Consider the following 15,053-nt stretch of genomic DNA (forward strand, 5'->3'; position numbering starts at 1 on the left):
GATAATGAAGAGGCGATCGCTTCGACAAATGTCGGATCTAGGGCCTGGAGCGCGGTTGACCTCGAGCCGGGCAAACCTTAGTTTAGAACCATTCTAAACTAGGGTGAATTCCTCATGCTTTCCCGGGTTTTCGGTTTTGGCCGCCGCTCCTTCGATTCGCTTTCCGAGCAGGAGGTTCTCGCCCTGGCGATTTCGTCCGAGGAAGATGACGGACGCATTTACCGCGCCTATGCCGACGGACTGTCGGAAAGCTTTCCGCACTCGGCCAGGGTTTTCGAGGACATGGCCAAGGAGGAAGACGGCCATCGCGACTCGCTGATTGAACTTCATCGCAAGCGTTTCGGCGAGCGCATCCCGCTGATCCGGCGCGATCATGTGAAGGGCTATTACGAGCGCAAGCCGGACTGGCTGGTGAGACCGCTCGGCATCGACCATGTCCGCGGCCAGGCTGAAGCGATGGAGCGGCAGGCTTATTTGTTCTATGTCGAGGCGGCGAAGCGCACCACGGATGCCTCGACAAGGAAACTGCTCAACGACCTGGCTTTGGCCGAACAGGGCCACGAGTCTCTGGCCCAGCGCCTGGAACTGAAGCACGTGCCGGGCGCCGTGAAGGACGAGGAGGCGGCGGCCGAGCAGCGCCAGTTCATCCTGACCTATATTCAGCCGGGTCTTGCAGGCCTGATGGACGGATCGGTCTCGACGCTGGCGCCGATTTTCGCCGCCGCCTTTGCCACCCACGATACCTGGCAGACCTTTCTGGTCGGCCTTGCCGCCTCGATCGGCGCTGGCATTTCCATGGGCTTCACTGAAGTCGCGTCCGATGACGGCAAGCTGTCGGGGCGCGGCTCGCCGATAAAGCGCGGCATCACCACCGGCGTGATGACGTCGGCGGGCGGCCTGGGCCATGCCTTGCCCTATCTCATCCCGCATTTCTGGACGGCGACCGCCGTCGCCGCAATGGTCGTGTTCTTCGAACTTTGGGCCATTGCCTTCGTCCAGAACCGCTACATGCAGACGCCGTTCCTGCGCGCCGCCTTCCAGGTGGTGCTCGGCGGCGCCCTGGTGTTCGCGGCGGGCGTGCTGATCGGCAACGCCTAGTTCTGGATAGGCCGGCGCGCCGCGGAACCGGTCAGGGGATCAGATCGATTTCCTCGGTCTCGCCGCCATCGCAGGTATAGCAGCAATCCTCGCACTTCTCCTGGTTGCCCGGGCCAACGCCCCAATATGTCTCTTCGTCGCCATCGACCCAGGCGCCGTAGCAGATCGATTCGCCGGCGTGGCAGGAAATGGGCAGCTGCTTGGTCTCGCCATCGTCAAGGTAGAAGTCCTTGCCGTCGCCGGGCCAGACATAGTCGCGATCCTGGCTGTAGAGTTCGACGCGCATGGCATTGGGGTGGCTGTTCTTGATGGCGAAGATGACATCCTCGGCCTGCGCCGCCGGCGCAAACAGTGCGAGAAGAAAAAACGCGGACAGCACGCGCCGCGAACAGGCGTAAGACATGGCAACCCCCCTGAAAGAACCGGCCCACCGCCGACGGGATGATCATCGCACGCGGCGGCCCGCCGCCAAAGCGGCGATTGCAGCATTTCCCGGCTGTTTTCAGGGCTGGCCGTCTCCTTCCGGACAGGAAACAGGGGTCTCCTATCGCGGCACCATCGATCGCCCCGCATCATTGTTCCCGGCGAAAGCCCCCGGCTGCGACCTGGCGTCCCAGCCTGGTGACTTCCCGCACCAGAAGCTCGAGGTCGGTGCTCCGGGTGCGATGGTTGTTGATCGCCACGCGCAGCCAGTGCTCGCCATGCACGGTGGTATCCGACAGCGTGGCGATGCCCTGTTCTTGCAACAGAAGCATGATCTCGGTGTTGAGCGCCTTCAACGCCTGGCCGGCCAGGCCCGGCTGGTAGCGGAAGCAGACGATGTTGATGCTTGGCGGCGAGGCCAGTTCGAGCAGCGGCTCGGCCTCGATCAAGTCAGCCAGATACCCCGCTTGCGCGATGTTCTGGTCGATCAGCCGGCCGAACTTGTCGGCGCCATGCTGCTTGAGCGCCATCCAAACTTTCAGCGCCCGGAAGCCGCGCGATGTCTGCAGACCGTAGTCGTTCAGCCATTCGCCGGAGGCGAGGCCGCGCGGCGTCGATTCCAGATATTCCGGCGTGACGGCGAAGGCGCTGCGATGCGCGGCGGCATCCCTGACCAGCGCGCAGCCGACCTCGAACGGCGCATGCAGCCATTTGTGGGGATCGAGCGCGATCGAATCCGCCAATTCGATGCCGGCGACGCGATGCTTGTTGCGCGGCGCCAGGGCGATCAGGGCGCCGATGCAGCCATCGACATGGAACCACAGCCCTTCCTCATGGGCGAGCTTGGCCAGTCCGCGCAAATCGTCGATGGCGCCCGTATTCACCGTGCCAGCATTGCCGATGACGCAGGCCGGCCTGAACCCCGCCGCGCGATCTTCGGCGATTGCCGCCCGCAAGGCCGCCATATCGATGCGCAGGCCGGCATCGGTCGGGATGCGGCGCAGGGCCCGGTTGCCGAGGCCCAGCGCCTCCATGCCCTTGCGATGGCAGGAATGGATCTGGTCCGACCCATAAAACCGCAACGGCTTTTCGATGCCGGCGACGCCGTGCTCGCGCACGTCGATGCCCGCCTTGGTGTTGCGCGCGACGGTGAGGCCGATGATGTTGGCCATCGAGCCGCCGCTGACCAGCGTTCCCGAGGAGGAAGCGGGAAAGCCAAGCATTTCCTTGCACCAGTTCACCACCTGGCTGTCCATCAGCCCGGCGGCGTGGTTGCCGCCGCCGAGGTTCGAGCCCTGGATCGCCGCCAGGAAATCGCCGAGCGCGCCGGTGAAGTTGCTCGAGCCCATATACCAGGCCCAGAAGCGCGGATGGATATTGCCCATCGGATAGGACATCACCGTCCGCGACACCTCGCCATAGACGGCGGCCAGGGACGATGGCGAGCGCGGCAGGGAGGCAGCGAATACGTCCTTCACATTCGCCGGCATCTCCTGCCAGACGGGGCGGTCGCGCACGTCGCGCAAATAGTCGACCGCATCGTCGATGACCCGGTGGGAAACGGCCTGGACGTCGCCCCAGTCCAGCGGGTCGAGCGTTTCCTCCGTCAACCCGCCGGATGTCTTGTATGCGTCGTCCATGACGGCCTCCTTCAGACGGCGAACTGGCAGCCGGGCGTCGAGCGCGACAGCGCCATTTCGTCGGCGTCCATTTCGGCCTCGATGCCGTCGAACAGGGGCGTCGACATATAGCGCTCGCCGGTATCGGGCAGCATGCACAGGATCACTGATCCGGCCGGCGACGCTTCCGCGACCTGCCGCGCGACGGCGAAGGTGGCGCCGCCGGAAATGCCGGTGAAGATGCCCTCCTGGCGCGCCAGCGCCCTCGCCCATTTGATGCCCTCGGGCCCGGCGATCGGCATCACCTCGTCATAGAGGCTCGCGTCGACCGCTTCTTGCAGGACATTAGGGATGAAGTCGGGCGTCCAGCCTTGCACCGGGTGAGGCTCGAAGGCCGGATGGCTGGCAGCGGGAGCGCCATCGGCGGCGCGCTGCTGTGCCTGGCCGCTGCCGATCAGCCGGGCGTTGGCGGGCTCGGCCAGTATGATCCGGGTTTGCAGCCGTTCGCGGCGCAACACACGGGCAACGCCGACGACGGTGCCGCCGGTTCCGTAGCCGGTGACGAAGCTGTCGAGGCGCGAGCCGGCGAAATCATTGACGATTTCGCGCGCCGTCGTCGCTTCGTGGATGGCGGCATTGGCCGCGGTTTCGAACTGGCGGGCGAGGAACCAGCCATTGGCCTCAGCCAGTTCGACCGCCTTCCTGTACATGCCGAAGCCTTTCTCGGCACGCGGCGTCAGCACCACCTTGGCGCCCAGCATGCGCATCAGCTTGCGGCGCTCGACGGAAAAGCTGTCGGCCATGGTGACGACAAGCGGATAGCCCTTCTGGGCGCAAACCATGGCCAGGCCAATGCCGGTGTTGCCGCTGGTCGCCTCGACGATCGTCTGCCCGGGCTTCAGGGCGCCGCTGCGTTCGCCCTCCTCGATGATGTTGAGCGCCAGCCGGTCCTTCACCGAGGCGCCCGGGTTGAAGAACTCGGCCTTGACATAGATCGTCGCATGGGCCGGTCCGAGATTGTTGACGCGGACCGCCGGCGTATCGCCGACAGTGTCGAGAATGCTGTCGTACAGACGGCCGCGTCCGTTCGTGGTTCGGATTTTCTGTTGCTGCCGCATTCCTGTCTCTCCTGCTGATCGTTCCAGTTCACGAGCCGGTTACAAACCGGCGGGTCGGGCGGCGAGGTTTCGAGACTTCGCCGCGATATGACTTGCCGCTCGCGCGGCAGGGGGCGTCCGACCAGATTGGTCAGCGGATGCGCCGTGTCGGTTTTGGTGATAAAGCAGAGGCCGACAGGCCAGCGTGGGAGCAGGCGTGGAAACGCTCATGGAAACCACCCGATCTAAGCTTGGCGGCGGGAAGCCTGCGCTTTGCGTGCGCCTGCTTGGACCTCTGACGATCACGCGCGGCGGAGCCCCGGTGGCGCTTGCCGCCTCGCGCAAGCTGCGTGCCCTGCTTGCCTATCTGGCGCTCGCGCCGCATCCGGTTGGCCGCAGCCGCCTGTGCGAGTTGTTATGGGATGTGCCCAACGACCCCCGCGGCGAGTTGCGCTGGTGCCTCAGCAAGCTTCGCGGCGCGCTCGATGAGCCCGACAGGCGGCGGGTGTCGACGCAGGGCGACACGGTCGCGCTCGACCTCAGCGATTGCCTTGTCGACGCGCTGGAGGTCACCGCCGCCGCCGCGCAGGGGCTCGGCACGCTCGACGCCGGACGCTTGCGAGCTCTGGCCGACCTGTTCGCCGGCGACGTTCTCGACGGGCTGGACCTCGAGCGCAGCCCGCATTTCAACAGCTGGCTGATCGCGCAGAGGCGCCGGTTGAACTCGTGCCACGCCGCCGTGCTCGAACATCTCGTGGCGACCCATCCGGCGGGCTCGCCGGACGTGTCGGCCCATCTCGACAGATGGGTGGAACTGGCGCCGTTCGATACGCGCGCGCATCAGGCGTTGTTGTCCAGCCTGGCGCAGCGCGGGGATATCGGCGCTGCCGAGCAACATCTGGCAGCCGCAGCGGAGCTGTTTCGGTCGGAAGAGCTGGATTTCACGCCGCTGCGCGAGGCATGGCGGGAGATCCGTGACCGGCGCCCTCGTGCTTTGCTGCCACCTCAACCGCCGGGTCCGGGCTCCGTACCGCAATTGGCAGGCGCGTCAGCCGACACCGGCCCTGCCGAAAAAAGCCACGCCTCGCTGGCGGTGATGCCATTTACCGAGGAGGTCGGCCCCGGCATGCGCGGTGGGGTAGCCGACGGCTTCACCCATGACATCATCACCCGCCTTGCCAAGCTCAGGGATTTCTTCGTCATCGCCCGCGGATCGGTCTTCGCACTGGCGGAGAGGAACATCGCGCCCGAGGATGCGGGCCGCAGGCTCAATGTCGACTATGTTGCCACCGGAACGGTGCGAAGCCCGGCCGGCCGTCTCATCGTCAGCGTCGAACTCATCGAAGTGCGCAGCGCCAGGATCGTCTGGGCCGAAACCTTCGAGCGGCGCCCCGACGACGTCTTTGCCGTGCTGGACGACATCGGCAACAGCATCGTCTCCTCGATTTCGGCTGAGATCGAAACGGTCGAGCGCAACCGCGCCATGCTCAAGGCGCCCAATTCGCTCAATGCCTGGGAGGCCTATCATCGCGGCCTCTGGCACATGTACCGCTTCACCCGGGCCGAGAACGAGCAGGCGCGGCATTTTTTCAGCAGTGCCGTCCGGCTCGACCCGACCTTTGCCCGCGCCTATGCCGGCCTGTCCTTCACCCACTGGCAGAACGCCTTCCAGCGCTGGGGCGACCGCGACCGCGAAAGCGCGCTGGCCTTCGAAAGCGCCGGCCACAGCCTGCTGGTCGACGATCACAATCCGGCCGCGCATTGGGCGATGGGCCGGGCGCTGTGGCTGCGTGGCGAGAAGGAGGGCTCGCTTATGGAGCTCGAACAGGCGGTCGACATCAGCCCGAACTTCGCGCTTGGCCATTACGCGCTGTCCTTCGTCCATTCGCAGTCCGGCGACCCGGTGGCGGCGATCCGTTCCTCCGATCATTCGCGTCATCTGAGCCCATTCGACCCGCTGCTGTTCGGCATGCTGGGCTCGCGCGCCATGTCGCATGTGCGGCTCGGCCAGTTCGAAGAGGCGGCGGAATGGGCGTTGAAGGCGGCGGCGCGGCCGAACGCTCACAACATCATCCTGGCGATCGCCGCGCACTGCCTGGCGCTGGCTGGCCGGATCGACGAGGCGCGCGGCTTCGCCGCCGCCATCCGCACGACATTGCCGAACTACAGGGCCGACGATTTCATCGGCACTTTCCGCTTCGAGCCGGAAGCAGCGGCGCTGTTCCGACAAGGCGCCATGCGGATCGGACTGGCTTAGGTCCGGCCAAATTTCGCCGTCGAGCCAGCCGGGTTAACGGATCGGAAGGAGTTGCTTAACCGTTCGCGGTTATTTGATGTCGGTGGGGGGCCTGACAGAGTGAGTGTGATGAGCGATAGCCCTGACAAGCGCAATGAATGGCGAGCTATTTTCTACGTGCAGGCCCGCATTGCCATCCTGTTCGTCCCGGTGGTCGCAAGCCTGCTGATCGTCGCCGCGCTTGCCGGCAACGAACGCAAATCCGTTCCTACGATGATCGATCCGACCGTCACGGGGTCGGTGCGATAGGCTTTCAGGCTCAGCGGCGGAACCCGGCGCATCCCGGATCATTGTGCCTCAGGGATAACCCGGAGCACGTGATGACCAGAGCCCTCGACGTCAACGACAATAACGAGCAGACCCCAAAGCGCCCGCCGCAACCCGAAACCGGCGACGACCTCAGGAAGAAGAAGGTCGAAGGCATCGCGCTACAGGTGAATGAGAACAGCGTGGATAACACCGGCTCGGTCGAAAAGCCGTCCAAGCCGGACTGACAGAGCTCGATCCGACGTGGCCGCGAGCCACGACAACGAAAAAGCCCGGACGCACCGGGCTTTTTCCTTGGCTCCGAGACCCCAAGCAGAGATTCACCGAGATCAGTAAAATCGCGGTATCGGTCCGTTCTGGGGCGTCACGTCATCGCCAAGGTCCAGAAACACCTCGTCGATATAGCACCATCCCCATCCCTCGGGCGGATCATAGCCTTCGATGATCGGGTGGTTGGTGGCGTGGAAATGCTTGGTGGCGTGACGGTTGGGGGAGTCGTCGCAGCAGCCGACATGGCCGCAGGTACGGCAAAGCCGCAGATGCACCCATTCCGACCCGCTCTTCAGGCATTCCTCGCAGCCGAGCGCGCTCGGCGTCACGGGTTTGATCCCGGCCGCGTGTCTGCATTCATCCGCCATCGCGCTCTCCTATTCGTGTCTCTGTCGACGCATGATTCTGTTCCGAAAGGGGTCTCGCTTCAGGATCATAATTGAGGCGCGGCGGCGCGGCTGGCGTCCTGTGCAAGATAGGCATGCAAGGCCGCGACCACCTGGGCGCCCTCGCCGACCGCCGCCGCGACGCGCTTGACCGAGCCGGCGCGGACGTCGCCGATGGCGAACACGCCGTCGCGGTTCGTCTCCATCGCGCCACGCCCCGGCCCGAGCTCCAGCCCGGTGCGCACGAATCCCCGGCCGTCCAGCGCCACATCGCAATCGGCCAGCCAGTCGGTGTTCGGGTCGGCGCCGATGAACAGGAAGATATGGCGGATCGGCCGCGTCGTCGGCGCGCCGCCTGCCCGGTCGCGCCAGCGCACCGTTGCGAGATTGCTGCCCTCGCCGTCCAGGGCCTCGATTTCGGCGCCGGTCCGCACCTCGATGTTTGCCTGCGCCCGGATGCGTTCGACCAGATAGTGCGACATGCTGGCCTCGAGGCTGGGGCCGCGCGCCAGCAGCGTCACCTTGCGGACATGGCTGGCCAGGTAGACGGCCGCCTGGCCCGCCGAATTGCCGGCGCCGACGAGAGCAACCTCCTGACCGCCGCAAAGCCGCGCCTCGATCGGCGAGGCCCAATAATGCACGCAGGATCCCTCGAATTGCGCCAGATTGGCGAGATCGAGGCGGCGATAGCGCGCGCCGCTGGCGATCACCACGCTGCGCGTGCGCACCGTCTCGCCGTCGCCGACGTCGAGGGCGTAGCCGCCGCCATCGGCCGCGGCCCTCAGGAGCTTGGCCTCGTCGGGTATCACCATTTCGACGCCGAATTTCTGCGCCTGATTGTAGGCGCGCGCCATCAGCGCCATGCCCGAAATGCCGGTCGGGAAGCCGAGATAATTTTCGATGCGCGCGGAAGCGCCGGCCTGGCCGCCAAAGGCCCGGCAGTCGAGCACGATCGTCGACAGGCCCTCCGACGCCGCATAGACGGCCGCAGCCAGCCCCGCCGGTCCGGCGCCGACAATGGCGACATCGTAGATCCGGGCGCTGTCGATCGGCCGCATGAGGCCGATGCAGCGGGCAAGGTCCCGCTCGCCGGGGTTGAGCAGCAGCCTGCCGTTTGGACACAGGACGACCGGCAGGTGATGCGGGTCGACGTCGAAGCGTTCGACCAGCGTCTTGGCGCAAGGATCGCTGTCGGAATCGAGCACGCGGTGCGGCTGGCCGCTGCGCGCCAGGAAGCCTTGCAGCCGCACCACATCGCTGTTGTCGGCGGGCCCGACGATGATCGGCCCGCTGGTGGCGCTTTCGAGGAGCCCGACGCGACGCAGAATCAGCGCCCGCATGATGCGTTCGCCCAGATTGGCCTCCTGTACCATCAGGTCGCGCAATCGTTGCGAGGCGATGACGAAGGCTTCCACCGGCTCGGCGGCAAGTGCATTGACCAGCGAGGGACGGGCCGAAAGCTGCGCCAGTTCGCCGACGAAGCTGCCCGGACCGTGCGTGACGATCGTCTCGCGCCGGCCAAGCCCGCCATCCTGGACGATATCGACGCTCCCCGACAGAACGACGATCAGGCCGGGCGCCACATCGCCGGCCTTGACGATGTACTCACCCGCCGAATAGGCGCTGTTCTCGCCGAAGCGACGCATGCGCTCGATATCGGCCTGCGCCAATGTGGGGAAGGCCTGGTCGCGACGGGCGCCGAAGATTGCAGTGCTGGATTGAGACATGGCCGCAAGCGTAGCGAAGCGGCGGCCCGGTTTGAAGCGGTTTGTTCAGGAACTGGCCGGATGGGGAGGGCCCTTTACCTCCCCGGCTGGAGATATGGCGCAACATATCTTACCCGGCTGGCGTGGCTGTTCAGATAGCCGGCCCTCTCCAGGCCGACGCAGGGACAAATCATTTCGGACAAGACACCGGAATAGAGCTTAGTATTCATCAAGATTCGTGCCATCACTCGTGGAAACCGCTTTCACTTTTGGACATGCCGCACAACAGACACCAATCGCACGCGAACCGGCGCAAAAGCACGAGCCCGCCGCTCATCGATTTCGAGGCAACCGTCCGGTGCAGCCCGGCAAGCATGATGTTTGCCGACAACACAAAGCCGGATTGTCCGATCGCGTTCGTGAATCAGGCCTTCTCGGACATGACCGGCTATACGTCGGCTGAAGCGGTCGGCCGGAACTGCCGGTTTCTTCAGGGGCCCGAAACAAGCGTCGATTCAATCGCGCTGCTGCGCGAAGCACTGGCTTCGGGCCAGGTCATCAAACTGGAATTGCTGAATTACCGCAAGAACGGCGAGGCTTTCTGGAACGAGGTGCAGATCAGCCCTCAAGTCAACGAGGCGGGCGACATCTTAGGGTTCATCGGCGTCCTGACGGATGTCACCGAACGACATCGACTGAACGCCGAAACAGCGCAGATGCAGTCCCGCCTGGCTTCCATCCTGGACAACATGCCGGGCTATCTCTTCCAGCGCAGTCTCAAGGCCGACGGCGCGCTTGCCTTGACCTATTGCAGCCCCTGGCTGGGAAACATTCTCGGCATCCCGCTTGGCGATCTGGCGAACGGCACGGACCTGTTGGCCTACATGCATCCCGACGACGTCGGCGCCGCCCGCCAGAGCATCGCGCAATCGGCCGCCGATCTTAGCCCGCTTCTGCTCGAATTTCGCCTGATGACGCCGGGTGGCGGCGTCCGCTGGATACGCAACCAGTCCACACCGCGCCACACATCCTCAGGCGCCGTGGTGTGGGACGGAGTGGGCCTGGACATCACGGCGGAAAAAGCCGCCGAGGAACGCCTGTCCTATCTGGCCTTTCACGATCCGCTGACCGGCATGCCTAACAGGGAGCTTTTTGCCACCGCGCTCGCCAAGGCCGTTGCCCTGGCGGTTACAGCCGACACGCATCTGGTTCTGTTCCGGGTCGACCTCGACGCCTTCGACGAGATCAATGACGAGCTCGGCCGCGTCGTCGCGGACTCCATCCTGCGCAACGTCGCGAAGCGGATCAGCGACTTTGCCGAATCGCATGATGGGTTTGCGGCACGCATCGGCGGCGACGAGTTCGCGGTGTTTTATGCAATGTCCAGGTCGGATGGGACGGTTCAGGATGCCGCCGCAGCGCTCAGCCACATCCTGGCTGAACCGCATCCCTTGGCCGAGGGCAACTATGCGGTGGAGGCTGGCATCGGTGTCGCGGATTACCCCTTCGAGACCAGCATCGACATCGCCTCACCGACCGCGGCGCCGGAGTTGATGAAACGTGCGGCCCTCGCCCTGCAGGCAGCAAAACGCGTCGGGCGCGGTATTCACCGCGTCTATGTGGCCGAAAGCGACACCAGCCAGCACAATCAGATCATACTGCGCCGTTCGCTGCGCCGGGCGATCGAGGAGAACCAGTTCAAGCTCCATTATCACCCGCTGGTCGACCTGGGCTCGGGCACGATCGTCGGGGCCGAGGCGCTGGTGCGATGGAACCACCCGGAGCTTGGCCTTCAGGCACCGGATATCTTCATTCCCTTCGCCGAATCCTCGGGCCTGATCGTTCCGCTAGGCGGCTGGATCTTCAAGGAGGCAATGCAGCAGGTGAAGGCCTGGCAGGCCCGTGGCATCGCGGTGCCGAGAATTGCGATCAATGTCTCGGGCGTGCAGCTGCGCGATCCAGGGCTTCTCGCGACCGTAGAGGCGGCCCTGTCCCAAACAGGCATGGATGCGAGCCAGTTTGAACTCGAGCTGACGGAAGGCTTCATGATCGAGGCGTCGCCGTCCACTCTGAAGGTTCTGCGATCCCTCAAGATGATGGGGTTCATGCTTTCCGTGGACGATTTCGGCACAGGCCACGCTTCGTTCCGGTATTTGAGGGATTTCCCCGTCGACAAGGTCAAGATCGATCAGACATTCGTGCGCCAGATGGTCATCGATTCCAGCGACGCATCGATCATTCGAGCCATCATCGGTTTGGCCAAGAGCCTGGATCTTGACGTCGTGGCCGAGGGCATCGAAACCACCGTCCAGCGCGACTTCCTTCGCGACGAAGGCTGCCGGGTCGGCCAGGGATATTTCTTCAGCGTCCCGCTCACGGCCGAAGATTTCGGCTACCTCATAGAACGCGACGTCAGGCTTCCGTGGGAAACATCGGCCGCGTCGCCCGCGCGCCGGAAACAAAAAAAGGCCCAAGCACGATGAAGAAATCCTCGCGGTCTGCGGCCCCGCCCGGCGGGGGATCGGCGGACCCGATTCCAACGGCGAAGCCGATCGTCAAGAAGAGGACCGGCATTCCGGGATTCGACGAGATAACGGAGGGCGGCCTTCCCGCCGTCGGGGTCACCGCCATCGTCGGCGATCCTGGCTCGGGCAAGACGGTCTTTGCCCTGCAGATGCTCGTCAACGGCTTCCGGCGCGGCGAGCCCGGCATCCTGGTCGCCTTCGAAGAGCCCACCGAACAACTCAGGTACAATCTTTCCTCATTCGACTGGGGTTTTGCCGACATAGCGAATGACGATATCTGCCTGATCGATGCGCGCCTGCCGGCCGATACGATACAGACCGGAGGGTTCGACCTCTCCGGTCTTTTGGCCAGCCTCGAAGGGAGGATCGCGGAGTCCGGCGCAACCAATCTGGTTTTCGACGGCATCGACATGCTGCTCGGCGCTCTCAACGATGAGGCGCTGGAGCGCCAGGAAATGGCCAGGCTTGGCGAATGGGTTCGCCGTTCCGGCGTGACGGCCATCATCACCGTCAAATCCTACGGAGCAAGCGAGCGCGACGAACAGCGCACCGCCGTCCTGCAATTCCTGTCCGACAGCGTGGTCAGGTTCCAGGGCAGCCTGACCCCTGATGCGTTTTCGCGCACGGTGCGGATCGTGAAATACCGCGGCTCGGGGTTCGCCGCCAATCCGGTGCCGTTCGTGATCGGGGAATCGGGCATTGAAGTCATCGGTTTCGGTGGCATCCGGCTCGACTATCCGATTTTCTCCGAGCGCGTTTCAACGGGTGTCGACCGGCTCGATGCAAAGCTCGGCGGCGGTTACGTTCGCGCCAGCTGCACTCTGGTCTCGGGGGCTCCAGGCACATCCAAGACCAGCCTTGGCGCCAGCTTCCTCAACGCCGCGTGCGAGCGCGGCTCGCGGTGCCTGTTCGTCAGCTTCGATGAGAGCAGCTCGCAGATCGTGTCGAATATGAGATCGATCGGGCTGGATCTCGCCAGACACGTCGAGTCCGGCCTGCTGACGATGGAATCCTTCATCTCGGCAAGTCGCAGCCCCGAGGAACATTTCGTCGCGATCCGCAAGATGATCGCGGGTCATCGACCGGAATTCATGGTCATCGATCCGCTGTCGGCCCTGCTGAAAATGCAACTTCCCTTCGCCGAGATGATCGGCGAGAGGATACTGGAACACGCCAAGCTTGCCGGCATTACCGTGCTGTGTACGTCGCTGCTGGACAGTGTCACGGGAACGCAGGAGCTGTCGGCAAGCCATGTCTCTACCCTGGCGGATACGTGGCTGCACGTTTCCTATGTCGCCAGCGAAGGGGAGCGCAACCGGGCGCTGACGATCATCAAGTCGCGCGGAACGGCGCATTCGAACCAGGTCAGCGAAATGGTGCTGGGCCCGGGTGGCATCGACATCGTCGACGTCTACACGGCCGAAGGCGAAGTCCTCATGGGGTCGGCACGCCATCAGAAGCAGGCAAGCGATCGCAGGAAGGAGCTTCAGATGGAGATTGCCGGCCAGCGCGCCCGCTTTGAACTCGACAAGGATGTCGCGGATCTCAAATCGGTCCTGCAGCGGGCGGTGCAGAACCTCGAATGGAAGGAGCGGGAAGTTGCGCTCCTGGGGCTGGAGGAGAAAGCCCTGCGCGAGGGCGCCAGAACCGACGCCGATGAGCGGCTTATATTGAGGCAAGACTGATTGTCGCTGCTATACGGACAAAACGCCGATGACTTCGATCACACCGACGAACGCAACCCAACCCGGCCCGAGCGGATCACGACCGCCAGGCGCGGCTCCGAAGACGATCAAGCTCAAGCTTTACGTGGCCGGCGCCACGCCGAACTCTGTTCGCGCCGAACACAATTTGCACACGGCAATCAAGAGCATTGCGGCAGAGGTCATGACCTTCGAGCTCCAAGTGATCGACGTCTTCACGCAGCAAAAGCGCGCCATCCTCGACAACGTTATCGTCACGCCGACGCTGATCATGGAAAAGGGCGACAGACGGCATACCCTTGTCGGAGACTTGAGCGAAACGGCGCGATTGCACGCGATGCTCCTGGCTTGACCGAGAACTTGTCGCGGTAGAGACAAACTTTCACGAGATTGGCGAATCGCACTGCGGCGGGCAGCCGTCAGCAAACAAAAAGCCCGGACGAACCGGGCTTTTTGTTGAGTCTCTGAGCCAATACCGCCTGGCTCGAAACGGGAAAATGGTGCCCAGAAGAGGACTCGAACCTCCACTCCTTGCGGAACACGGACCTGAACCGTGCGCGTCTACCAATTCCGCCATCTGGGCTGGTGCGGGCTCATGTAAGCGGGCAAACGAAGTGTGTCAACGCGCTTTTTCGAAGCTGGGTGGTCTTGGCGATAGCGTGCATGGCAGCTGGAGCATGCATTCTCATGCAGCGCTGGTCGACCCCCACTCCGTCGAGCTTCGCTCGACACCTCTCCCCCGAACGACGGGGTAGAGGAAGGGCCCCCTTCCTTTCCCTCTGGAGGGGGAAAGGTGGCGCTGCGAAGCAGCGACGGATTGGTGGAACCACGTGGCGATCAAGCCTCCCGCCGATCAGTCACGTAACTTCGCGGAATACCTGTACGCGGCCTAGCCATGAATCGAGAAAACATGTCCTGCCCGCCAATGACGGGACGGCAACGAACGAAATCAGAGGGCGACCAATGGCCGTCATCATGGGCAATGCTACCCTCAGCCCTCCAGCACTTCCTTGGACGCAACGGTGGAATCGGCGTTGAGCTGGTAGATGATCGGCACGCCGGTGGCGAGTTCCTCCTTGACGATCTCCTCGCCCGACTTGCCGTCCAGCGCCATGATCAGCGCGCGCAGCGAGTTGCCATGCGCGGCGACGAGCACCGTGCCGCCACTCAGCACATGGGGCTGCATATCGTGCAGGTAATAGGGCCAGACACGCGCGCCGGTGTCCTTCAGGCTTTCACCGCCGGGCGGCGGCACGTCATAGGAGCGGCGCCAGATAAGCACCTGCTCCTCGCCCCACTTCTTGCGGGCGTCGTCCTTGTTGAGGCCGGAGAGGTCGCCATAGTCGCGCTCGTTCAGCGCCTGCTCGCGGATGGTCTTCAGATCGCCCTGGCCAACCGCGTCGAGAATGTACTGGCAGGTTCTTTGCGCGCGGATCAGCGCCGAGGTAAAGGCGATGTCGAATTTCAGGCCGCGCGCCTTGAGCTTTTCGCCCGCCGCCTTGGCCTCGGCATGACCCTGTTCGCTCAGGTCGACATCGCGCCAGCCGGTGAACAGGTTTTTCAAATTCCATTCGCTCTGGCCGTGGCGCACGAGCACGAGGGTCCTCGACATATCCGCTCCTTCAGGGTTTGACGGTCCGGGAAGTCTAGCGGTTCCGTCGGA

General features: G+C 64.1%; 13 protein-coding genes and 1 tRNA gene. 7 read left to right on the forward strand and 7 right to left on the reverse strand.

What is annotated here, in order from left to right; genetic code table 11:
* Window positions 1-114: 114 nt before the first annotated feature.
* Window positions 115-1,098 carry an iron exporter MbfA gene (mbfA, locus tag LB513_RS05430; protein ID WP_224662448.1) on the forward strand — a complete coding sequence of 328 codons (984 nt, stop codon included), beginning with the start codon at window positions 115-117 and terminating at the stop codon, window positions 1,096-1,098.
* Window positions 1,099-1,129: 31 nt separating this feature from the next.
* Here mbfA and LB513_RS05435 read toward each other — a convergent pair whose 3' ends face one another.
* The 3 genes from LB513_RS05435 to LB513_RS05445 form a co-directional block, all read right to left on the reverse strand.
* Entirely contained in the window at window positions 1,130-1,501 is a 372-nt protein-coding gene (locus LB513_RS05435) for a hypothetical protein (RefSeq protein WP_224662449.1), read from the reverse strand.
* A gap of 169 nt (window positions 1,502-1,670) precedes the next feature.
* The gene (locus LB513_RS05440; protein WP_224662450.1) at window positions 1,671-3,161 is read right to left on the reverse strand and encodes a pyridoxal phosphate-dependent decarboxylase family protein; all 1,491 of its coding nucleotides are present in this window, start codon (window positions 3,159-3,161) and stop codon (window positions 1,671-1,673) included.
* Window positions 3,162-3,172: 11 nt separating this feature from the next.
* Entirely contained in the window at window positions 3,173-4,258 is a 1,086-nt protein-coding gene (locus tag LB513_RS05445) for a PLP-dependent cysteine synthase family protein (protein ID WP_224662451.1), read from the reverse strand.
* Window positions 4,259-4,466: 208 nt separating this feature from the next.
* Here LB513_RS05445 and LB513_RS05450 point away from each other — a divergent pair, with 208 nt between their 5' ends.
* The 3 genes from LB513_RS05450 to LB513_RS05460 all read left to right on the forward strand — a co-directional run bounded on the left by LB513_RS05450 (window position 4,467) and on the right by LB513_RS05460 (window position 7,027).
* Window positions 4,467-6,494 (forward strand): transcriptional regulator, encoded by a 2,028-nt coding sequence (locus LB513_RS05450; protein WP_224662452.1) that lies wholly within the window; start codon window positions 4,467-4,469, stop codon window positions 6,492-6,494.
* 108 nt (window positions 6,495-6,602) lie between these two features.
* Window positions 6,603-6,782, forward strand: a complete 180-nt coding sequence (locus tag LB513_RS05455; RefSeq protein WP_224662453.1) for a hypothetical protein — start codon at window positions 6,603-6,605, stop codon at window positions 6,780-6,782.
* 71 nt (window positions 6,783-6,853) lie between these two features.
* Window positions 6,854-7,027: a hypothetical protein gene (locus tag LB513_RS05460; protein ID WP_224662454.1), complete on the forward strand. Its 174-nt coding sequence runs from the start codon at window positions 6,854-6,856 to the stop codon at window positions 7,025-7,027.
* Between the two features lie 102 nt (window positions 7,028-7,129).
* On the opposite strand, the gene LB513_RS05465 is transcribed toward LB513_RS05460, so the two are convergent.
* The gene (locus tag LB513_RS05465; RefSeq protein WP_224662455.1) at window positions 7,130-7,438 is read right to left on the reverse strand and encodes a UBP-type zinc finger domain-containing protein; all 309 of its coding nucleotides are present in this window, start codon (window positions 7,436-7,438) and stop codon (window positions 7,130-7,132) included.
* Window positions 7,439-7,503: 65 nt separating this feature from the next.
* The gene (locus LB513_RS05470; RefSeq protein ID WP_224662456.1) at window positions 7,504-9,183 is read right to left on the reverse strand and encodes an FAD-dependent oxidoreductase; all 1,680 of its coding nucleotides are present in this window, start codon (window positions 9,181-9,183) and stop codon (window positions 7,504-7,506) included.
* Between the two features lie 254 nt (window positions 9,184-9,437).
* Here LB513_RS05470 and LB513_RS05475 point away from each other — a divergent pair, with 254 nt between their 5' ends.
* From LB513_RS05475 to LB513_RS05485, 3 genes are read left to right on the forward strand one after another with little or no spacing between them, the layout of a single operon-like run.
* Window positions 9,438-11,645, forward strand: coding sequence for a putative bifunctional diguanylate cyclase/phosphodiesterase (locus tag LB513_RS05475; RefSeq protein ID WP_224662457.1), 2,208 nt, complete (start codon window positions 9,438-9,440; stop codon window positions 11,643-11,645).
* Window positions 11,642-13,372 (forward strand): circadian clock protein KaiC, encoded by a 1,731-nt coding sequence (gene kaiC / locus LB513_RS05480; RefSeq protein ID WP_224662458.1) that lies wholly within the window; start codon window positions 11,642-11,644, stop codon window positions 13,370-13,372. Before LB513_RS05475 ends, kaiC begins: the two co-directional genes overlap by 4 nt.
* Window positions 13,373-13,400: 28 nt before the next feature.
* Window positions 13,401-13,742 (forward strand): circadian clock KaiB family protein, encoded by a 342-nt coding sequence (locus LB513_RS05485; protein ID WP_224662459.1) that lies wholly within the window; start codon window positions 13,401-13,403, stop codon window positions 13,740-13,742.
* A 146-nt stretch (window positions 13,743-13,888) separates the two neighbouring features.
* On the opposite strand, the gene LB513_RS05490 is transcribed toward LB513_RS05485, so the two are convergent.
* Window positions 13,889-13,973, reverse strand: a tRNA-Leu gene (locus tag LB513_RS05490).
* 408 nt (window positions 13,974-14,381) lie between these two features.
* Window positions 14,382-15,002 carry a 2,3-bisphosphoglycerate-dependent phosphoglycerate mutase gene (locus tag LB513_RS05495; RefSeq protein ID WP_224662460.1) on the reverse strand — a complete coding sequence of 207 codons (621 nt, stop codon included), beginning with the start codon at window positions 15,000-15,002 and terminating at the stop codon, window positions 14,382-14,384.
* Window positions 15,003-15,053: the final 51 nt, after the last annotated feature.

It is taken from the genome of Mesorhizobium sp. ES1-1, from assembly GCF_020164785.1.
Lineage (GTDB): Bacteria > Pseudomonadota > Alphaproteobacteria > Rhizobiales > Rhizobiaceae > Mesorhizobium.

Coding starts and splice junctions, on each gene's coding strand:
- LB513_RS05445 (WP_224662451.1), bottom strand. CDS start 4,258: ATGCGGCAGCAACAGAAAATCCGAACCACGAACGGACGCGGCCGTCTG.
- mbfA (WP_224662448.1), top strand. CDS start 115: ATGCTTTCCCGGGTTTTCGGTTTTGGCCGCCGCTCCTTCGATTCGCTT.
- LB513_RS05485 (WP_224662459.1), top strand. CDS start 13,401: ATGACTTCGATCACACCGACGAACGCAACCCAACCCGGCCCGAGCGGA.
- LB513_RS05475 (WP_224662457.1), top strand. CDS start 9,438: ATGCCGCACAACAGACACCAATCGCACGCGAACCGGCGCAAAAGCACG.
- kaiC (WP_224662458.1), top strand. CDS start 11,642: ATGAAGAAATCCTCGCGGTCTGCGGCCCCGCCCGGCGGGGGATCGGCG.
- LB513_RS05450 (WP_224662452.1), top strand. CDS start 4,467: ATGGAAACCACCCGATCTAAGCTTGGCGGCGGGAAGCCTGCGCTTTGC.
- LB513_RS05495 (WP_224662460.1), bottom strand. CDS start 15,002: ATGTCGAGGACCCTCGTGCTCGTGCGCCACGGCCAGAGCGAATGGAAT.
- LB513_RS05435 (WP_224662449.1), bottom strand. CDS start 1,501: ATGTCTTACGCCTGTTCGCGGCGCGTGCTGTCCGCGTTTTTTCTTCTC.
- LB513_RS05460 (WP_224662454.1), top strand. CDS start 6,854: ATGACCAGAGCCCTCGACGTCAACGACAATAACGAGCAGACCCCAAAG.
- LB513_RS05455 (WP_224662453.1), top strand. CDS start 6,603: ATGAGCGATAGCCCTGACAAGCGCAATGAATGGCGAGCTATTTTCTAC.
- LB513_RS05470 (WP_224662456.1), bottom strand. CDS start 9,183: ATGTCTCAATCCAGCACTGCAATCTTCGGCGCCCGTCGCGACCAGGCC.
- LB513_RS05440 (WP_224662450.1), bottom strand. CDS start 3,161: ATGGACGACGCATACAAGACATCCGGCGGGTTGACGGAGGAAACGCTC.
- LB513_RS05465 (WP_224662455.1), bottom strand. CDS start 7,438: ATGGCGGATGAATGCAGACACGCGGCCGGGATCAAACCCGTGACGCCG.